Consider the following 19,110-nt stretch of genomic DNA (forward strand, 5'->3'; position numbering starts at 1 on the left):
CCTAGCCTCTCTCGTTCAGGTAACGGCTGGCCTTGGTAATTGCTTGCTTGCTCAGCTGGCAGACGCGGGCGTCGCTCAGCTCCAGCACCAAGGCAATTTCCTTCAGGCTCAGTTCATGTTGGTAGTAAAGGGTCAGCACCAGTTGCTCACGCTCACTCAGTTGGCTGAGTGCTTGGGCCAGCAGGCGCTCTTTGAGCACACGCTCTTCGACGTTGCTGCTGCCCTGGGCAACCGGGTCATGACCGCTACTCAGCAGCTCATCCAGGCTTTCGATGGCCTCACAGGCATCGGCCTGCAGGTATTCCTGATACTGCTTTTCACTCAGGCCAGTGCTGGCCAGAATTTCTTCGTCCTGAGGCATGCGCCCCAGTTTGCGCGCCAACTCGCGGATGGCGTCGCGGATACGGTGGGTCTGCTGCCGGACCTGACGCGGACGCCAGTCCTGACGGCGTAGCTCATCCAGAATCGCACCCCGAATGCGCAACGCAGCAAAGCGTCCGAACTGCTCATCCGGTGTACCGTAGCGCCGCAGACATTCCATCAACCCCATCAGACCGATTTGCTCCATGTCTTCACGGTCCAGCACGGCATTGGCCTGCAGGGCCAGCTGACTGACGATGCGTTTGACCAGCGGCAGGTACTTCAGCATCCACTTCTGCTCAGCATCCGGGGCGAGCAGGGCCACACCACCTTGTTCGGCGGCGTACCCTTGCTGATCCAGACCCGAGGCGAGCATACGGGCAGTCCTTACTGCACGATCAGCTTGCTGACCAGCACATGCTCGAACGGACGCTCAAGGTTCTTGCTGGTGAAGTCTTCGATCATGGCCGCTTCCAGACGGGCCTGCAGATCGGCGATGGGCATATTGCGCAGAGTCTCGTAATCCAGCGTCGAAAGGTTGGCAACCACCGAGTTGCGCACCATCGGGTCGAGCAGGGCGAGCTTCTTCTGGTCGGCTTCAATATCGGTTTGCAGCACCAGATCCAGCACGAAATAGTGCTCGCGGTCCTTACCCTTCAGGGTGACGATGATCTTTGGGACGGGAAAAAAACCATATTCTTTGGTCTGCTCCTGCGTCGGCTTACCTGCTGTACCTTCAGCACCGGCCACACCGGAGACTTGCAGCTCGCGCAGCATCATGTAGTTGGCAGCTGTTCCGCCCAGCACCACCAGGGTGTTGAGAATGAGCAGCAAGAGAACGATCCGCGGCATGGTCATGACGTAAGTGGGTCCATTAGCTGGGTTAAACGGTTACCAGCACATCGCTGGCAGAATCCTGTTGAGGTGCCTGTTCGCTGCTGTCCTGAGCTGCCAGTACAGGTTCTTCAGCAGCCATCGGCTGGAAGGCACCACGACCTTGCTGGCGGCCACCCTGGGCATCCGCCGAAACCTGCACGTTGACCTGTACAAAGTTCTGCGCCACCAACTCCTGGCGCAGGCGCTCGCTGGTCTGTTGCAGCAAGCGCGCAACGTCGGTATTCGCGGCGGACAGTTGAACAGTGATGCGGCCGCCTTCATGGCTGAGGAAGATTTCCAGGCTGCCCAGTTCAGGCGGATCAAGGCGAATCGTGGCGTTCTGCACACGCTGATTGATCTGCATCTCAACGCTGTCCCGAAGGCTTTGCAGCATCTGCTCGCCCCATTGCGCTTGCGGCGTCTGAAGCTTGAGTGTGTGTGTCAGCGGTGCAGCCCGGTTGCCACTGAACTCAGCCAGCGTGGCGGCTTCAGGTGCGTCCACAGCGGTACTGGTCAGTGAACTCAGGGACTCGCTTTGAGCCTGCTCCTGCGCAATCAGGCCTGTGGCAACAGCAGCCGCTGCTGTTGACGCTGGCATTACCGCCGCAGCGGGTATCTGCGCACTTGGCAGACTGGTAGCGGACGCAGTAGACGCGGCTTCAGCCTGAGCCTGTGCACCCGGGCGCTCAGCCAGTACCAGCGCAGCCAAAGTCGCTGCTGGGTTCAGTGCCTGCGGATGTTCCTGCTCAACACTGGCAGGCAAACCTGCCACTGGCACCTGAGCAGTCTCAGGCTGCAGCTCACGGGCCTGTAGCGACACTGCCTGTTGTTCCAGCATGCTGCTCAGCCAGCGCTCAGGGTCAGGCTGCGCTGCTTCCATCAGCTCAGAGGCAGGCGTAGTGTTGGTGCTCAGCAGCAGCGCCAGATCGCTGGGCAGCTCATCCGCACTGAGTGGTAACTCAAACACCGCGCCGGGCTGTGTATCGGCCATCTCCAGGGTGCTGGCAGCCACCGACTCATCGGCAACCGGGCCTGCGCCCTGAACGGCATTCGGGTTTATCAACGACAACACCTTGAACCACTCCTGCTTAAAACTGATCGACGCTCATGTAGGCATTACGCCCCTCGGCATATTCCAGATGCCGCAACAGCACTACGCGCAGCCGCTCGCACTCTTCAGCACCAGCGATGCGCACTTCGTTGTGCAGCTGCTTCAGGCGCAGGCGCGCGGCCTGCACCTCATCACTGAGCTGTGGCAGCTTTGCCAACAGCTCCAGGCAGGCGCGGATGCGCCCGTCAATCTCACCGATGCGCTCCCACTGCGCCTTGGCAAATGCGTCTGCCAGCTGTTCGTGCAGCGCGTTAAGCGCCCGCAACTCACTGTCTGGCGGCATTCACACCTTCCCAGCCTTCACGCAGAACGCTGAGCAGGCCGACCACTTCATCCAGACCTTCCAGTGACAGGCTCACGCTGACATCACTAAGCCGGTAGATGCAGTAGTCGTACAAGCGCGACAGGCTCTGCACGGTTTCACCACCAGCGTCGTAATCCAGCGCGCCATTGAGGCCGTTAAGAATGTTCAGGCACTTCTCCAGCGAGCGGCCTTTCTGTTGATAACGCTTGGCCTCAATGTGGCCTCGGGCGCGGGCCAGCTCATCAAGCAGGCCGTCAAACAGCACCAGCACCAGCTCGTAGGGCGAAGCCGCGGCTGCGCGCGACTCCAGATCAACAGAGCGGTAGCTGTCGTAACTTTCGTTGTGGTGATAACTCATCCGAACATCCCGGAGGTCTGCTCCATCGACGACATGGTCTGCATCAGACTGGTGTACTGGCGAAGGTAGCGGTTGTAATAGCTGTCGTACTGCTTCTGGATGGTGTCGTATTCATTATCCAGGCGGCGCAGCTGGGTATTGAGGTTGTCTTTACGCTTGGTCAGCACACCACCGGCACTGGAGGTGTACAGATTCAGGTTCTTGTCGAGGGTCTCGAGCAGGTTGCCCTTGTCGCTGAACAGCTTGTCGAATCCTTCCGGATTGGCAGCCACAGCTTTCTCAAACCGAGCGCTGTCGATGGTCAGCTTGCCGTAGCGGTCAGCGGCGATACCGAAGTCCACCAGGCTGCTGCCACCAAACGAGGTGCGGATCAGGTTGTTGAGCATGCTTTCGATGGCGCGCACGCTGCTGTCACCGGCCAGCACACCACGGCTCGAGCTCTCGCCACCGCTGGCAGTCAGGGTGTCGAAGGTGGTCATCAGCGTGTTGAATGCCGAGACGAAGCTCTGGGCTTTTTCCTTGGTCGCGTTCTGATCCTGGCCGATCTCGATGGACAGCGGCGTTTCACCAGTGGCATGAGCCTTGGTGAAGGTCAGGCTGACGCCATCAATGATGCTGTCGAAGGTATTCGTGGCGCTAGTCAGCTTGATGCCACCTTCGCCACCCAGATACACCTCAGCGTCTTTCGCTTCAGAGAGCTCACGCGAGTTAATCAGGGCTGTTTCCAGTGCAGAGTTGCCAGTGGCGGACAGGCTGATGGCCTGATCCGCGCCAGTTTTCTCACTGCTCAGGACCAGGTTGACCTGGCCGTTGCTACGCACCAGCGAGGCGGTGATGCCGGTATTGTCGGCTGAGTCGTTAATAGCGGCGGCCAGCTCGCTCATGCTGGTCACGCTGCTCAGATCAATGCTGAAGCTGCTGCCGTTCTGGCTGAGAGTCAGGCTGCCTGCGCCCATATCGCTGTCTTGCAGGCCTTCCAGGGCAATCTGGCTTTTGCTGGCAAGATTCTTGACGAAAAAATCATAGTTACCGCTGGCTGCGCTCGCGCCCACGGTGGCTGTGGCATAGCCCTCTTGGCTGAACTTGGCGCTGTTGATCAGCATGCTGCTGCCAGCACTCTTCAGGCCGCTTGCCGCCGACTTGAACGTCTTCAGAGCGGAATCCAGCGAGGTCAGGGCTTTGAGCTGAGCGTTGTAATTAGTCTCATTGCGCTCGGCCTTACTAAGCCGACCCTGAATTTGATACTGAGCCAGCTGAGTGGCCATGCTTTGCACGTATTCTGTAGTGATAGCCATTATCGGGCACCCGTTTTTCTATAGGTTTAGCAATAGCGGTGCCAACCAGCTGAAACGCCCTGTTGACGGGCTCTGGTGCAGGCATCACCTGAAATTGCACTTCCGCCAGAAGGCTATTTGCGGGAATGCGGAAGTAATACTTCCGCATCTTCAGCTGACGGACTCTCCTTAATGCAAGGCGACACAGTCCGGGCAAAAATTAAGCTCAGATGAGGCCGCAGGTTTGCACTGCGGCTTAGCGCTGGAATCAGCTGTGAGGGCTCAGCGCCTCAGCGCTGAAGGTGACGGTAAGTTGGGTTTCACCGGGTTTACTGGTGATGTTGAGCTGGCCGCCAATGCGTTCTATACGCATGCGCATGCTGTTCATGCCGATCCCACGACCTTGCTCACCGACACCCGCCGGGTCAAAGCCGCGGCCGTTGTCACGCACAGTCAGGCGCATACGCTGATCCTCGTCGAGCTGCAGGGTGATCTCCAGCTCACTGCATTGGCTGTGCTTGAGTACGTTGGTCAGCGCCTCTTCGAGAAACCGGGTCAGCGCCAGCAAACGCGCCGAACCCACCTCAAACGGCCACTGCTCCGGCAGCCGCCAGCGGGTGTTAACGTCCAACTCATCAAACAACGCTGAAAAGCGCCGGCGCAGCGGAGCAATCCACACCGTCGGGGTTGAATAATCCACTGCGGCAGCGGATGAACTGCCATCAATCACATGGCGCAGGTCGTTGCGCAACTCCTTGAGCATGGACAGAAACTGTGAGCGCTCCAGCGAGCGATTCTGCTCAGCCATGATGATTGAACGCATCAGTGAGCTGCCCATGCTGTCGTGCAAGTCATGAGTCATACGCAGACGCTCGTTGAGGCGGATATTCGTCCCCTCCAGCTCATGCTCACGACGCAGAATGCGGGTTAACTCTTCACGGGTCGTGTTCACCGCCTGTTGCAGTTCTTCGTTGAAGGTTTCGATGCGGCGCAGGCCCGAAACAAATCGCCAGGCCACAATTACAAACATCACCACCGACGAGATCGGCGCGGACAGCGCCTTAAGGTCCTGGAAGTGGCTGAGAAAACCCAAGTGCGCCAGCAGGTCATAAAAATTCAGCAACAGGAAAATCAGCAAGCACACACCAAGCAACATCTGGCCGGGCTGACGCGTGCGCAAGGCATAGATGGAATAGCCGAAGCAGATCAGGCTGAAAATGATCCGGTAGCTAATGGTGCAAACAAACTGCAGGACCACGATGTGCTCAGCCTGAATCAGTGCAATCACCAGCGCAACCAGCGCCGTCGAGCCCCACAATAAAGGCGTCAGCCTGGGGAAACGCAGACCGCCAAATGACCAGACAAACATGGCAAATGCGCTGGGGTAGCTGATCAACAGGATGAGGCTGATGCGGTCCCAGACTATCCCGGATTCAAACGGCCAGGGCGTGGTCAGGAACATGTTGAGCATGCCAAACGACCACAGCAACGAACTTAGGGCAAACCAGCCCAGCGCGTGCTCCTTGGGCCGCATCAGCCAGATCAGCAGAAACAAAGCGGCGATCATCAGCGAGATGATCACGTTAATGACCAGCGCATCGCGCTGCTGCCAGACATTACGCTCATGCACATCGAGCACGCTGTGCAGATCACCCAGAGTAAGCGTCCCCAACCCCGGCATCGGGTGGCGTTCACTGACCAGGCGGAACAGCAGCGTGTTTTCTCCGCGCAGCGTCGAGGCTGGCAAGACCCAGTATCGCGGCATGTTCCAACCGCGGCTCATCGGCGCCTGCAGAGATTCATCCTGCCAGAGCAATTCGCCGTTGTGATAAACCTGAGCGGCCATCACCATGCGGTCCACTGCCAGCGCTACAGGCTGATCCTGACACGCGTTGGTCCAAGCGACGCGATACCAAAGCCCGCCCGGTAAACCGAGCCACTGAGGCCTCCATACATCCGGCAGGCTGACCGGCTCCCATCCGCTTTGCGGCAACTCACCGGCATGCAGTTCAGAAGCCGCCTCGATGCGGGTGATCTGAGCCTGGCAGGCCCACACCGAGGCTGGCAACCACAGCAGCAGCAGCGCCAGCAGCAGGATCAGGCCAGAATGCCGCGCTGCCTGGCTTCGTTGACTGCGCGGGTGCGAGAAGATACTTCCAGCTTGCGGTAGATATGTTTGATATGACATTCGACGGTGTATCGGGAAATGTTCAACTGCTCGGCAATTTCCCGATTACTCAAGCCTTGGGAAACCAATTCAAGAATTTCACTCTCACGGCAGCTCAGCACTGCAGCTCCGGCGACAGGGGCAGGCTGGTTGGCGCGGGCCAATTCAGCACTGGGTAGCAGGGTCAGAATGCGCCGTGCAATAAACGGATCAATCGGCGCGCCCCCGCGCAGCACGCTGCGAATCGACAGGCTGACCTCAAGGTCGTCGCGCTCCTTGAGCACATAACCGGTAGCCCCTGCCCGCAAAGCTCCGAAAATCGACTCTTCAGTGGTCCAGGCTGAGATCACCAGAATGCACACATCAGGATTTTCCGCACGCAGCTCAGCGATCAACTCAATGCCGTTGCCATCCGGTAACCCCAGATCAACCAACGCCATCGCCAGCGGCTGAACACTGATGTGCTCACGCGCCTGTGCCAGTGAGGCCGCGAATGTGACTGACTCCCGGCCATAGCCCAACTCAGTCAGAACCCGCTCGAGACGCTCACGCATCAGGGTATCGTCTTCGACGACCAATACAGGTGCTGGGAGCCGTTGCTCAGCAGGCGGTACCGAAGCATTAAACATGATGGAGTGACCCAGTTTTTTTAAATTGTTTGCCTTCAAGTCTGGCATGGAAGGCAGGCCAATAGCCACTATCGAATCGTAATGGCTGCCTTAATCAGCACCAGCACAGCCTGTGCAGGACGTATTCAATCTCAATAGTGGCAAATTGACATAAAGTCTTTGCTTTTTATTTGACGCCAAACTACCGTTTGAATCGCCAACTCCATCAGCGGCTGCCTGCATTAGCTCAATCTTCAACTGGCGAACATAGCGCCGGTGCTACACATCACCACCAGGAACACCGTAATGCGAATGACCCTTGGTCTGCTGTTCGCAGTTGCTTGCGTCACAGATGTCACCCATGCGTACACCCCCGCAGACGTTACACACCCTCCCGCCGACCTGCGTTTTCAGGAAGCGCCGGGCATTGATCTGCGCAGCACCCTGATTCTCGGCGCGACCCGTCATTACCTGCCGCAACCTGTCTCCACAGACATGCCCACTGTCACCGGCAATCTGGAGTTTGATAATTACGGCAACCGCTTCGTTGGGGTAAACCGACTGGGCAGCACCCTGAATCTGAATAACCTGCTGGGCAAGAAGGACCAGCTCAGCCTGCGCAGCCCCGGCTCGGGCGAGGGCGGCCATTACTACCGGCTTGCCTACCACCTCACGGCAGGTCCGTGGGACACCCAGATTGGCGTGATGTGGGCCGACATGGCGTATGAGCTGAAAAAGGAACTGGCCGTGCTTGAGGCTGAAGGCGACGTCAGCACCCTCAGCGCCTTTGTCATTCAACCACTGATCAAGCGTGATGACTTCAACCTCAGCCTGCGTCTGCAGTACGACGATAAGCAGTTCGACGACCGCCTCGACCTGGCCTACATGCGCAGCGAGAAGGACAGCAAAAGCGTCAGTCTGACCCTGAATGCCGACAGCCGCGACGACTTCTTCGGCAGTGGTCGCAACTACTTCAGTCTTGGCTGGACCCAGGGCGATGTGGACATCCAGGGTAGCCCTTACACCGTCACCGGCTACACCGACGACGGTCGCTTCGGCGTGCTTCACGCAGGCCTCGCCCGCGTGCAGCAACTAGCGCCACGCCTGAGCCTGCATGGTCAGGTCAACGGTCAGTGGAGTCAGGACAATCTCGACGAGTCCGAGAAGCTGCAGATTGGCGGCGCACTTGGCGTAAACGCCTACCCGCAAAGTGAAGGGTTGGCCGACAGCGGTTGGCTAGCGAGCCTCGAGCTGCGCTACGCCCTGACCGAAAGCTGGCAAGCCGCTGTGTTTGCCGATCACGGCGAATCGCACCGCAATGCAGCCGGGCTTGACCCCAGCGAAGCGCTTCGCACTCAGCGCTCTGGAGCAGGTTTAGGCCTGCGCTGGAGCGCCTACAACTGGCATATCAATGCGGTTGCAGCGTGGAAGCTGGGCAATGCCGACGCCACCAGCGATAACGACAAAACACCGCGTGTGTGGACGCAGATTGTGCGTTACTTCTAGAACACTACACGGCCACAAAACCATCGTGGGTCATTCTTGTAGGGTGGGTAAGGCCGAAGGCTTACCCACCACAACGGTTGAAGGGCGAACCGCTTAACGCAGCTTTTCCATCATCTGGTAGTACCACATACCCGCTGCCAGCATCGGGTTTCCGAACACATCTCCCAGCGGCACTTTGATGTGCTTGCACGCAGCAAAGGTGTCGTAATGGCCCAGCGTGCCGGTCAGGGCGTTAGCCATGATCTCACCCATAATGTGAGTCGTCGCAATACCGTGGCCCGAGTAACCCTGGCAGTACCAAACGTTATCCGACAGTTTGCCCAGCTGCGGAATCCGGTTGATCACGATGCCCATTGCACAGCTCCACTGGAAGTCGATGGCAACGCCTTTCAATTGCGGGAAAGTCTGCTCGATCCCCGGACGCAGCTCAGCTGCGATATCACGGGAGTCGCGGCCTGAATAGTTACAGCCACCTCCGAACAGCAAGCGCTTGTCGGCGGTCAGGCGGTAGTAATCGAGCACGAAACGGCAGTCATACACCGCCAGATCCTGCGGGTTAATCTGCTCAGCCAGATCGCCCAGCGGCGCAGTGGTGACGATGCCGCCCATGGCCGGGAAGATCATGCCCTTGAGCTTCTTCTTTTCCAGCTTGTGGTAAACGTCGCCGGCCAGCATCACCTGCTTGGCGTTGATCCGCCCCTTAGCGGTCACCACAGCCGGTTTTGCACCGTGAACGATTTCCAGCACTTCGGAATTTTCGAAAATCAGCGCACCGAGGCTTGCTGCTGCCTTGGCCTCACCAATGCACAGATTCAGCGGGTGCAGGTGCATATTGCGGGTGTTCTTGATTGCCCCGCAGTACAACTCACTGCCCAAATGCTCACGAACGCCGCTGGCATCCAAGAGTGATACGTCCTGACTCATGCCACGACGAACAGCCTCTTCATAGGCTGCTTCCAGCTCTTTCATGTGGCTGTCTTTCATCGCTGCATGCAGGTGGCCGTGTTTCAGGTCGCACTGAATGCCGTACTTCTCGACACGGCTCTTGATAATCTCGTGACCGCGCCAACGCAGGTGCCAGATAAAGTCATCCACTTCCGCACCCAGCGTATTGCGCATCTGCTTACGCATGGCCTCATCACCGGACAAGCTACCCGTGACCTGACCACCGTTACGACCTGCCGCACCCCAACCGATTTTGTTGGTTTCGACGATTGCTACTTTCAACCCGCGCTCTGCCAGTTCAACGGCGGTGGCGACACCGGTAAAACCACCGCCGATGATGACTACATCAGCCTCAACGGTGCCTTCCAGTGTTGGGTAATCGGTTTCTTCATTAAGGGTTGCGCTGTAATAGGACGGACTGCGCACAGCGGCCGGCGTCACTTTTTTTATCGCGGCATTCATATCGGGATTCCTGATACGGGTAACGGTGACTGTCTGGCAAAGCCAGTACAGAACGGATAGCAGACAAGATCAGAAGCGATCGGAAGCATCCGGTGGCCGGGCATGGCGACAATGCCAAAGCGCCCAGAAAGCGAGAATGACCTGAAGCAAACGACCATCGTTCGGGATGGCGAAGCAAAAGCGCTCACAAGGGCGTGAGGCGGTCATAGGGATAAGAAACAGCGGCACTTGAGTACGCATGTTTTGGAGGTTCACACAGGCCGATGCATGCGTTAAATCTTGTTTTTTGTATGCTTGGTTAAGTAGCGGCTAAACATTAACCAACTACCTAGTTTCAATCTCAGACCACGTACGCCTTGGATTGCCCCTATGTCTAGCCAAGCATGGAGGGATGACACTGAACGCTAGAACCTCGCCAGATTAGACCATACTATCTGCAAGAATTTGAGCACTAACGTCCACAAATATATATAATCTAGTCTAATCACTACTCTGAAACTATATAAATATGCTGTCTTTACTCGATCTAATTCGACCTCACCAATACTTAAAGAATGGCTTTGTATTCTTGGGGCCATTATTTGCACACCAGTGGGACCTAGTAACTCTCACTAACGCAATGCTGGTTTTTCTGGCATTTTGCAGCATGGCCAGCGCCGTATATATTTTGAACGACATTATTGACATCGAGGCCGACCAAGCACACCCGGTGAAATGTTTTCGCCCTCTAGCCTCAAACAAAGTTTCACTTAGAACTGCCAAGTCCTTGATGGCGGTTCTAGTGACGGCATCGTTAGCACTATCACTGTTTGTTGACAGCTGGGTAACACTGTTTGTGCTCGCCTACTTCCTTATAAATATTTTGTACTCCTTAAAACTAAAGCATGTCGTAATTCTTGATGTTTTCCTGATCGCATCCGGTTTCATGCTTCGAATTCTGGCCGGCACTATTGGCCTCGGCATCCCTCCCTCTGCCTGGCTATTGCTGTGCGGTTTAATGGTTACACTGTTCTTGGGATTCACCAAACGGCGTGCCGAAATTTTGGTACTTGAGAACAATGCAAACGGGCATGGCGGTATGCCCCGGAAGGTGCTTGAGGATTACAGCCCCCAGATGCTTGAGCAAATGATTTCGGTTACTGCCGGCTGTACAATTATTTCCTATGGACTGTACACTGTTTCACCAAATACTGTAGAAATTCACGGCAATGACCACCTGATTTACACACTTCCTTTTGTAGTCTATGGCATTTTCCGTTATCTATTCTTGCTACACCGGCAGTTCAAAGGTAGCGATACTGCTAAGGACCTGCTCAGAGATCAGCACTTGTTCGTAACTGTTTTGGCCTGGGCGGCAACAACTGTCTGGGTGCTGTCATGACCTCAGCACTGCCCCATCTCGAAGGTTGGCGGTTTCGAACGCTAATTATCTCTATTATTTTGGCAGCCGCCGGCTATCTGGCCTTCTCACTTTGGGGGGGGTGGAATGATGTTGTAACTGCCTTCATACAAATTGGCACGCTGGGTACACTGATCACTTTATTCATGTCTCTAGTGAACTACGGACTCCGCTTTGGTCGCTGGAAACTCTACCTCTCTGTACTCGGGTATAATGTGCCATTGGGAGCCGGCCTACGCATCTACCTCAGCGGTTTTGCCTTGACAACAACTCCTGGTAAGGCAGGCGAAGCATTCCGAGGTGTACTACTTAAACGGTATGGGGTCCCATTCCCTACAACTTTCGCTACTTTCATAAGTGAACGACTGTCCGACCTAGTCGCTATCGTACTCCTCACTTTGCTCGGATTAGCCCAATACCCTAATGCACATGGCATCGTCATAGCAGGGGCGTTGGCTATTGTGGTTATGATGGCATGCCTGTCTAACCAATCATTACTAGACCAACTATACAACTGGGCACTAGGTCGCAAGTGCAAACTCTTGCCGCTAATTATTAATGTCCGAGCGATGCTGTCTGACACTCGGCAATGCCATCGCCCTAGGACACTGATAATTTCCACCATCCTAAGTTTAATAGCCTGGACTTCAGAGGCATTAGCTTTCTATTGGGCGCTGGACTGGCTGGGAACCGATGTACCACTGTCGTTCGCAATTTTCATTTATGCCGTCTCGATGCTGGCCGGTGCCCTTAGCTTCTTACCTGGCGGTTTAGGTAGTGCCGAGGCAGTAATGGTTACCCTCCTTAGTTTCGCAGGGGTGAGTATCCCAACTGCCATAGCCGCTACCGTATTTATACGCTTGGCCACACTCTGGCTTGCTGTGGCGATCGGTTTAGCTTGCTTGGCGCAAAGCAGGAATGAGGAAGTTTTATCAGAGAAGAGCTCATGAGCTATGCAGGATCTTGGAATCGCTTGCCTCGAGTGAGTCCTGAAGCGATACATTCACTCTTTCAACGCAACCTTGGCGTCCCAGAGCATTTGCCGAAGCCACTGCTGGCATATGGCAATGGACGTAGCTACGGCGACGTGTGCCTCACAGAGAGCGGCACCCTATTGATGACACGCGGTCTAGACCGCTTCATAGAATTTGACCCCCAGAATGGCGTTGTACGTTGTGAGGCGGGCATCACCTTAGGTGAGATCTTGGCCTTGACCGTTCCACAAGGCTGGTTTTTGCCGAGCACGCCAGGTACGCGATTTGCCACTTTAGGGGGAGCTGTCGCTAACGATGTGCATGGTAAGAACCACCACTCTCACGGCAGCTTTGGGCACCATGTGCTGGCATTAGAACTCTGGCGCAGCGATGGCAGCTCAATCGAGTGCCGTCCTAACGACGGAACCGGTTGGTTTGCCTCTACTGTCGGTGGTCTGGGCCTGACAGGCCTGATTCGCTGGGTTGAATTACAGCTAATGCCCATCAAAAATCCTTGGATGTGGGTGGAGACGCGTCGCTTCAACAACCTAGATGAGTTCTGGACGCTTAACCGCCAAGCTGAAACCTCTTGGCCCTATACCGTCGCTTGGATCGACTGCCTCTCAAAGGGCAACGCTCAAGGCCGCGGGATCTTAATGACAGGTCGACACGCAGCGACACAAACGGAACTTCCTACTTTCAAATATAGTAGCAAGCGGATTCCTGTTGATCTTCCATTCTCATTGGTAAACAGACTCACCCTACGCACCTTCAATTCTATTTACTATCGACAGTCAGTTAAACCACAAGGTGCACTTACCCACTACGTACCATACTTCTACCCGCTGGATTCAATTCGGGACTGGAACCGAATTTATGGACGGCAAGGGTTCTATCAGTATCAATGTGTGATCCCACCCAATGAATCTGAAGGCGCAATAGCCTCACTTTTAAACACTATTGCCAAGCACGGTGAAGGCTCATTTTTAGCCGTATTGAAGACATTCGGGAACAAACCTTCACTTGGCATGCTGTCTTTTCCTCGCCCAGGAACAACCCTTGCTTTGGACTTCCCCAATCGTGGCGAAAGAACTTTGCGACTACTAACAGAGCTAGATTTCATCGTAGCTGAAGCAGGGGGAACGCTCTATCCGGCCAAGGATGCCCGCATGCCTGCAAGCCTTTTCCAATCTGGCTTCCCACAATGGGAAGATTTCAGCAAATATGTCGACCCAAGCTTTTCTTCTCGATTTTGGCAACGTGTGGCCTTATGAACTCTCTAAAACGTGTCATCATTTTCGGGGCAACCTCTTCAATTGCCGAACAGACAGCGCGACTATTGGTTGCCCAGGGCGCCTCTATATATTGCATTGGGCGTAGTCCAAAAAAACTCAAAGCCTTGATAGATGATCTAAAAGTACGGGCCTCCACAGATCAATGCATTGACGGATGCGCAGCAAATCTGACCGACACCTCTCAGCATGCTCGACTCATCGAAACGGCTGAGCGCGTGCTGGGCGGTATCGATAGCGTATTAATTGCCCATGGCACTCTTCCAAATCAAAAGGCCTGTCAGACGGACACACTACTGACACGGCAAGAATTTGAAACTAATGCCCTAAGCGTTATTGATCTACTCACCCTTATAGCCAATTATTTTGAGCAACAGCAACATGGTGTCATCGCTGTAATCAGCTCTGTGGCAGGAGATCGAGGACGCCAAAGTAATTACGTCTATGGCGCGGCCAAAGGCATGGTCACACTGTTTCTTCAAGGCCTGCGCAACAGACTGTCTAAAGCTAACGTTGATGTAGTAACTATCAAGCCGGGCTTCGTAGACACCCCAATGACAGACGGACTCGACAAACGTGGACCGTTGTGGGCTAAGCCTAAAGATATCGCAACAGGAATTATCAAGGCCATGCGGACTGGTAAAGGGGAAGTTTATTTACCCTGGTTCTGGAAAGGAATAATGTTAGTCATCAGACATATCCCCGACTCTATATTCAAGCGAATGTCACTATGAGCTTACACCTTCAAAAAAGTAATCAAGCAGTGGCATTCTTTGATTTCGACGGAACGTTGACCACCGGCGACACTTTAATGCCGTTTCTTAAGTTCTTGGTTGGCGCCCCGGCATACTACACCAAACTACTCGGACTTAGCCCAACACTCACTGCGTACTTAGCTAGGTTAGTTCCCAACGATATCGCCAAGCAAATTTTGCTCAAAAAATACCTTGAGGGTTATGATATCAAAGAGCTATACATACAGGGAGAACTATTCTGTGAAACCGCGATTCCTAATATCCTTCGTCACGAAGGAATGGAGCGTCTAAAGTGGCACAAAGAGCAAGGTCATGAATGTATTTTACTAAGTGCCTCATTAGATATTTACCTAGAAGCATTTGTAAAAAAATTATCTTTAGACGGCTTAATTTGTTCAAAACTTCGCACCAATACAAAAAACCGTGTAAGTGGAGAACTAGATGGTGAGAACTGTTTTGGACATGCGAAAGCTCTAAAACTTAAACAATGGCTATCAAGCAGAGCCCCTTGTACCACATATGGGTACGGAGATAGTACTGGCGACCACCCCTTTTTGATGTTAGTTGACGAAGGATGGATACTTAAACGAGGTAAATTTGTACGACTTGATAAAATCTAAGAAATAAAATCACCATCTAAAAGTTCTACTTACCTACTATGAATTACAATCTAAACTCCAACACCGACACATACAGCGCATCGCTACTGGCAGTAGGACTATACTTCTTATACTCCCTATTAATCTCGATTAAGTTGTTCTTACAGTTCCCCATCGCAAGCATAACGCTCACATCACTATTGTTTTTAGCACTACTATTCATAACAGAGAGGATATTCAACTTTAGAGAACACCCTCTCTTACTAAATAAAATTTGTTCACATACCTTTGCACTGGCGCTCATAGCTTTTTCATGCTCAATCATCTATTCACAACCAAACACAAGCGGTTGGGCAATTTACATAAAAACATTTCCAATAGCCGAGTTAGAATCCGGCGCCAGCTTCCATCAGGATACGTCATACCATGTAGCTTTAATTAATAGCATGATGAATTTAGGATTCCCCAGCACAGGTCAGCACGGGACTCCTTTCAACATGTACCATATTCTGAGCCACACTGTTGACGCATTATTTTTAAAAATTAGTGGCCTCGATCCTTATGACAGTTATGGATTGTTTCATCAATTCAAAATATTTATCTTTATTTCAGCCATATTACTGCTCATTGGAAGAACAGTCAGAGGACTTCCCTCATGGGCATACATCGTGTCTGTCATCGCTATCCCACCGATCATTATTTCATCCTGGCATGGTATTGCTTCGCACGGGCTATGGCTAGGAACCTTAGTGCTTTTAACGGCAGCAACTTACCTATACGCTGTATACAACAAAGATACAGTCAAAAAGCGAGACTACATAAATTTATTCGTGATAATCGCTATAATATCTCTTTCAAAAATATCTGCAGGATTTATGCTGGCCACATTTACTGGAATCCTACTCTTACAAAAGGACTTCAGAAAAATTTCTGTATATATATTTGGGACCTGTCTTTTAATTTTTTTCTATTTCTATTCCTCACTTTTCCAAGCAGAAACCAGCACCCAAACATCATTATCAAATATAAACATTAATAGCTTTTTCGCATTTTTTTCGTTATCCGACAGACTCGCATGGCATGTTAGTTTATGGCATATATACTACCCAATATGCGCAAGTCTGGTCTGGATGTTCATATCCATTGTCACTAAAAACCATACTTACCTAAAGCTGAGCATTGCAAGCTCAATATCAATTTTGATTCTTTACTTAATCATCACAACTCAAGTCGGCCTTAATGATTCTGAACAATGGTATTTTACTTTCAGCCTTGGCAGTACTATCACCATCATACTGTACATATCCATAGTTGAGTTTATATCAAAAATCAATAAAGCGCCATTACACTTCATTAGCCCAAGTTCCGCCATTGCTTTTGTTTTGATCGCAAGTTTAGTTATAATTCAAGAAATCCCTAGCGACAAAAAAAGCCTATTGACCAGCCCCCTGAGAAACATAATACAACACATCCTTTCAAGTAATACAATTGAAAGCAACTTCAAACCAAATGAAATACTGAGTATTAAAGACTTAAATCCCTACACCCCATTTAAAAGCCGAGAAATATTTAACAATTTGGAAGATAAAAACTGGATATACAAGCTTCAAAACAGTTTAAATCAAGCGCTTAACGAAAGCGCCCTTACCCGTCGAGACACATTAATGTTTATTCCTCGCAGCATTTACGATAGCGAAGTAGCTTCACTCGGCGGACCTAAATGGGCAAGCGGGCTTCTCGTGTATTCTTTGTTTGGAGTCCCACTTGCACATGGGGTTGAAAGCAATAATAGAACCTATGGCCTATCTAACTACACAGCCGAATCTATGAGAAAGGAAAGTATCTCCGAAAATGAGATACACAACCTGTGTAGTACAAAAAAAATTAAAGGATTGGTTCTTGTTACAAGTTTGATGAAAACAGATTACGAAATCAGATACTGCACCAAATAGTACTTGTGCGTTGCTAGGCGCGATGTACCGGAACGCTTCGGCCCATGATCGACCGTGAATCAACGCTTCCGTGATTGGAGGGAAGACGGGACGTTCGAACAACTGCTTGAACGGTTGTACATTCGCCTGAGTCAGGAAAGGTTGTTCGATCTGGATACATGGATGACCGACTCCACGGTGGTACGAGCAACCCGATCCTGTTCTGGCGACGGGGAAAATGGGGGCCAGAAGAGCCGGTAGAGCATGCACTGGGGCGCAGCAGGTATGGCCTGAGCACCAGATCCATATGGTTTGCGATGCCAACGGTGTGCCCCTAAGCATTTTGCTATCTGCGGGTCAGTCCAGCGACATTTCGAATGCTCAAGCTCTCTTGGATCAGATTCGCATACTAGGGAAACAAGGTCGGCCTCGTAAGCACTACCGCTGGTCGCTTGCAGACAAGTGCTAAGATGCCGAGAACTGCGCCAATACTATGAACGTTACCGGACGGAGCCTGTGATTCCGCAGCGAACCATGAAGCGCAAGCCAAAACCGTGACTACCTCGACTGTTCGAGCGCCCAAAATACCGGCAACGGAACATCATCGACTAATATTCGGCTGGCTGAAATAGAATCGCAGGATTGGCACTCATTACGACAAGCAGGCAAGAAGTTTTGCCGTCATGGTCACACTGGCCTGGACGCTGCGATGCCTACAGCAGTAGTTTGCGTCTAGGACCTAGCTTTAGCAGCAGTTATAACCTCGCAGCAGCTATTTCGCACATTACAGACGCACTTGCCCTTAATGCGCTTGTAAATATCTGCGGACCATCCGCAGACTCGACAGTTTGCCAAAATCAGTCCGTCTTCTTCGGAGTGGCCTTCGCTTTGCACGAAAACATCTGCACCATTGATGTTGAGGTGAACCGATATTTGAATTTTCGTACCGAATCCCAGTAACAAAATTATATATGAGGATGGCTACTACACATAGAGCATTATCGAAACGTCTTATTATCCTACTTGAGAAATCTGAAACTCAGTACAACAGCACCAAATCTGCTTCAGTACAACCTAAAAACTGTCGCGACACCAATTCTTAGTAAAATCCATAGCATCAGGAATCTAGCCAGTGGCTATAGTTAAATATTTAGATAAGGTATTTTTGACTTTGGTGGTGCCTGCAAACTCAGCGAAAAGTACACTTTCAATGCTTCGAATAAGCTTTCTCCGTAGTCATCAACTTAGTCATCTCGCTTACCGCAAAAGAGTGTAGTGTAAGCTTCAGTAATGAAGACAATGTTAAAGAGTCTTACTCGTCACTGACTTTGGCTGAGTTTGAAAGCAAGACAAGCCATTATGCCGAAATTCTTTATTACTCGAGCTCCGACAAATCTATCATGCATTCAATACATCATTGCGTACACATCGATATTGAATTCATAACGGACACGATGCTCGTATATATAACTACTAGCAAACCTTCCCCTTCAACTTGAAGAGCGCATAGGGCGCTGATTAATTTATGTAGATCTAAATCGCGTACTTTGCTTTTAGACGCTCAAAATCGCAGCTCAACTGCACTCAGGTTATAGGAAAAAACAGGAGATCAAATTGAACGGAATCATAAATAGTAGCCCCTCTGACCAATCAAAGACCGATAACGACTCCAGAAAGCATCAAGGTGAAGCGTCAGACGAAACTGTTACCAATAGAGTCAGAAAAATAGAGCAACTGCTGCAACAGAGCAATAACTATGTGTGCTACTTCTTAGCGATGGGTGGGCACACACGCAGCAGCTACTTGAGACTCAGAAAAAATCCGGGACTAGAAATCATCTGGACCGGCACGGGCCTGAAAAAGGGATGGTGCATCTTAGGTTTGTTGATGCACAGCCATGCCGGACTCATAAAGATAATTGAACCTACAATGCTCAGTGAAACTTTCGAGCAACTGGGCGACGGAGTCATGATTGGTATTTATGTGTTCACCCGGAAGTTTGAGGAGCAGTTTGTCGCATCAGCTAAGCAAGATTACCCCTCGCTGGTCGGAACTTTTGGGCTGGAAATGGAGGAAGATTTCGTGTGCTACACAGTCGACACGAGAGGCATTGGCTCAACTGGCAATCTGTATGAGGAAATCCAGCTCGGAGTAAAAACCCCCAGCCCTTTTACTCCATAAGATCGGTA

General features: G+C 52.1%; 17 protein-coding genes and 1 pseudogene. 9 read left to right on the plus strand and 9 right to left on the minus strand.

Going from position 1 to position 19,110, the window contains the following annotated elements; genetic code table 11:
• Nucleotide 1 precedes the first annotated feature (1 nt).
• The 8 genes from AO726_RS06070 to AO726_RS06105 all read right to left on the minus strand — a co-directional run bounded on the left by AO726_RS06070 (nucleotide 2) and on the right by AO726_RS06105 (nucleotide 7,079).
• The gene (locus AO726_RS06070) at nucleotides 2-736 is read right to left on the minus strand and encodes a FliA/WhiG family RNA polymerase sigma factor (protein WP_058067186.1); all 735 of its coding nucleotides are present in this window, start codon (nucleotides 734-736) and stop codon (nucleotides 2-4) included.
• Nucleotides 737-747: 11 nt separating this feature from the next.
• Nucleotides 748-1,218 (minus strand): flagellar basal body-associated FliL family protein, encoded by a 471-nt coding sequence (locus tag AO726_RS06075; RefSeq protein WP_058067187.1) that lies wholly within the window; start codon nucleotides 1,216-1,218, stop codon nucleotides 748-750.
• A 25-nt stretch (nucleotides 1,219-1,243) separates the two neighbouring features.
• Nucleotides 1,244-2,308 carry a flagellar hook-length control protein FliK gene (gene fliK, locus AO726_RS06080; RefSeq protein WP_058067188.1) on the minus strand — a complete coding sequence of 355 codons (1,065 nt, stop codon included), beginning with the start codon at nucleotides 2,306-2,308 and terminating at the stop codon, nucleotides 1,244-1,246.
• 16 nt (nucleotides 2,309-2,324) lie between these two features.
• A complete protein-coding gene (locus AO726_RS06085) occupies nucleotides 2,325-2,630 on the minus strand; it encodes a hypothetical protein (protein ID WP_058067189.1) in 306 nt (101 codons plus the stop codon).
• The gene (fliS, locus tag AO726_RS06090; protein WP_058067190.1) at nucleotides 2,614-3,009 is read right to left on the minus strand and encodes a flagellar export chaperone FliS; all 396 of its coding nucleotides are present in this window, start codon (nucleotides 3,007-3,009) and stop codon (nucleotides 2,614-2,616) included. The genes AO726_RS06085 and fliS overlap by 17 nt, the downstream gene beginning before the upstream one ends.
• Entirely contained in the window at nucleotides 3,006-4,304 is a 1,299-nt protein-coding gene (gene fliD / locus AO726_RS06095) for a flagellar filament capping protein FliD (protein ID WP_058067191.1), read from the minus strand. The genes fliS and fliD overlap by 4 nt, the downstream gene beginning before the upstream one ends.
• 247 nt (nucleotides 4,305-4,551) lie before the next feature.
• A complete protein-coding gene (locus AO726_RS06100; RefSeq protein WP_082629069.1) occupies nucleotides 4,552-6,471 on the minus strand; it encodes a sensor histidine kinase in 1,920 nt (639 codons plus the stop codon).
• The gene (locus tag AO726_RS06105; protein ID WP_058067960.1) at nucleotides 6,381-7,079 is read right to left on the minus strand and encodes a LuxR C-terminal-related transcriptional regulator; all 699 of its coding nucleotides are present in this window, start codon (nucleotides 7,077-7,079) and stop codon (nucleotides 6,381-6,383) included. Before AO726_RS06105 ends, AO726_RS06100 begins: the two co-directional genes overlap by 91 nt.
• 285 nt (nucleotides 7,080-7,364) lie before the next feature.
• Here AO726_RS06105 and AO726_RS06110 point away from each other — a divergent pair, with 285 nt between their 5' ends.
• The gene (locus AO726_RS06110; protein WP_058067193.1) at nucleotides 7,365-8,564 is read left to right on the plus strand and encodes a ShlB/FhaC/HecB family hemolysin secretion/activation protein; all 1,200 of its coding nucleotides are present in this window, start codon (nucleotides 7,365-7,367) and stop codon (nucleotides 8,562-8,564) included.
• A gap of 93 nt (nucleotides 8,565-8,657) precedes the next feature.
• On the opposite strand, the gene AO726_RS06115 is transcribed toward AO726_RS06110, so the two are convergent.
• A complete protein-coding gene (locus AO726_RS06115) occupies nucleotides 8,658-9,971 on the minus strand; it encodes an NAD(P)/FAD-dependent oxidoreductase (protein ID WP_058067194.1) in 1,314 nt (437 codons plus the stop codon).
• 508 nt (nucleotides 9,972-10,479) lie between these two features.
• On the opposite strand from AO726_RS06115, the gene AO726_RS06120 reads away from it, so the two are divergent.
• The 8 genes and pseudogenes from AO726_RS06120 (at nucleotide 10,480) to AO726_RS06155 (ending at nucleotide 19,102) form a co-directional block, all read left to right on the plus strand.
• Nucleotides 10,480-11,352: a decaprenyl-phosphate phosphoribosyltransferase gene (locus AO726_RS06120; RefSeq protein ID WP_058067195.1), complete on the plus strand. Its 873-nt coding sequence runs from the start codon at nucleotides 10,480-10,482 to the stop codon at nucleotides 11,350-11,352.
• Nucleotides 11,349-12,320 (plus strand): lysylphosphatidylglycerol synthase transmembrane domain-containing protein, encoded by a 972-nt coding sequence (locus AO726_RS06125; RefSeq protein ID WP_058067196.1) that lies wholly within the window; start codon nucleotides 11,349-11,351, stop codon nucleotides 12,318-12,320. Before AO726_RS06120 ends, AO726_RS06125 begins: the two co-directional genes overlap by 4 nt.
• Nucleotides 12,317-13,618 (plus strand): FAD-binding oxidoreductase, encoded by a 1,302-nt coding sequence (locus AO726_RS06130; protein WP_058067197.1) that lies wholly within the window; start codon nucleotides 12,317-12,319, stop codon nucleotides 13,616-13,618. Before AO726_RS06125 ends, AO726_RS06130 begins: the two co-directional genes overlap by 4 nt.
• Nucleotides 13,615-14,370, plus strand: coding sequence for an SDR family oxidoreductase (locus AO726_RS06135; RefSeq protein WP_058067198.1), 756 nt, complete (start codon nucleotides 13,615-13,617; stop codon nucleotides 14,368-14,370). The genes AO726_RS06130 and AO726_RS06135 overlap by 4 nt, the downstream gene beginning before the upstream one ends.
• Nucleotides 14,367-15,011, plus strand: a complete 645-nt coding sequence (locus AO726_RS06140; RefSeq protein ID WP_058067199.1) for an HAD family hydrolase — start codon at nucleotides 14,367-14,369, stop codon at nucleotides 15,009-15,011. Before AO726_RS06135 ends, AO726_RS06140 begins: the two co-directional genes overlap by 4 nt.
• Nucleotides 15,012-15,049: 38 nt before the next feature.
• Nucleotides 15,050-16,942 carry a hypothetical protein gene (locus AO726_RS06150; RefSeq protein WP_152987250.1) on the plus strand — a complete coding sequence of 631 codons (1,893 nt, stop codon included), beginning with the start codon at nucleotides 15,050-15,052 and terminating at the stop codon, nucleotides 16,940-16,942.
• A gap of 12 nt (nucleotides 16,943-16,954) precedes the next feature.
• Nucleotides 16,955-17,646: pseudogene (locus tag AO726_RS20905) on the plus strand (IS5 family transposase); the annotation flags it as partial.
• A gap of 889 nt (nucleotides 17,647-18,535) precedes the next feature.
• Entirely contained in the window at nucleotides 18,536-19,102 is a 567-nt protein-coding gene (locus AO726_RS06155; RefSeq protein WP_058067202.1) for a hypothetical protein, read from the plus strand.
• The last annotated feature ends 8 nt before the right edge of the window (nucleotides 19,103-19,110 follow it).

Source organism: Pseudomonas sp. TTU2014-080ASC, from assembly GCF_001446935.1.
In the GTDB taxonomy this organism is placed as follows: domain Bacteria; phylum Pseudomonadota; class Gammaproteobacteria; order Pseudomonadales; family Pseudomonadaceae; genus Aquipseudomonas.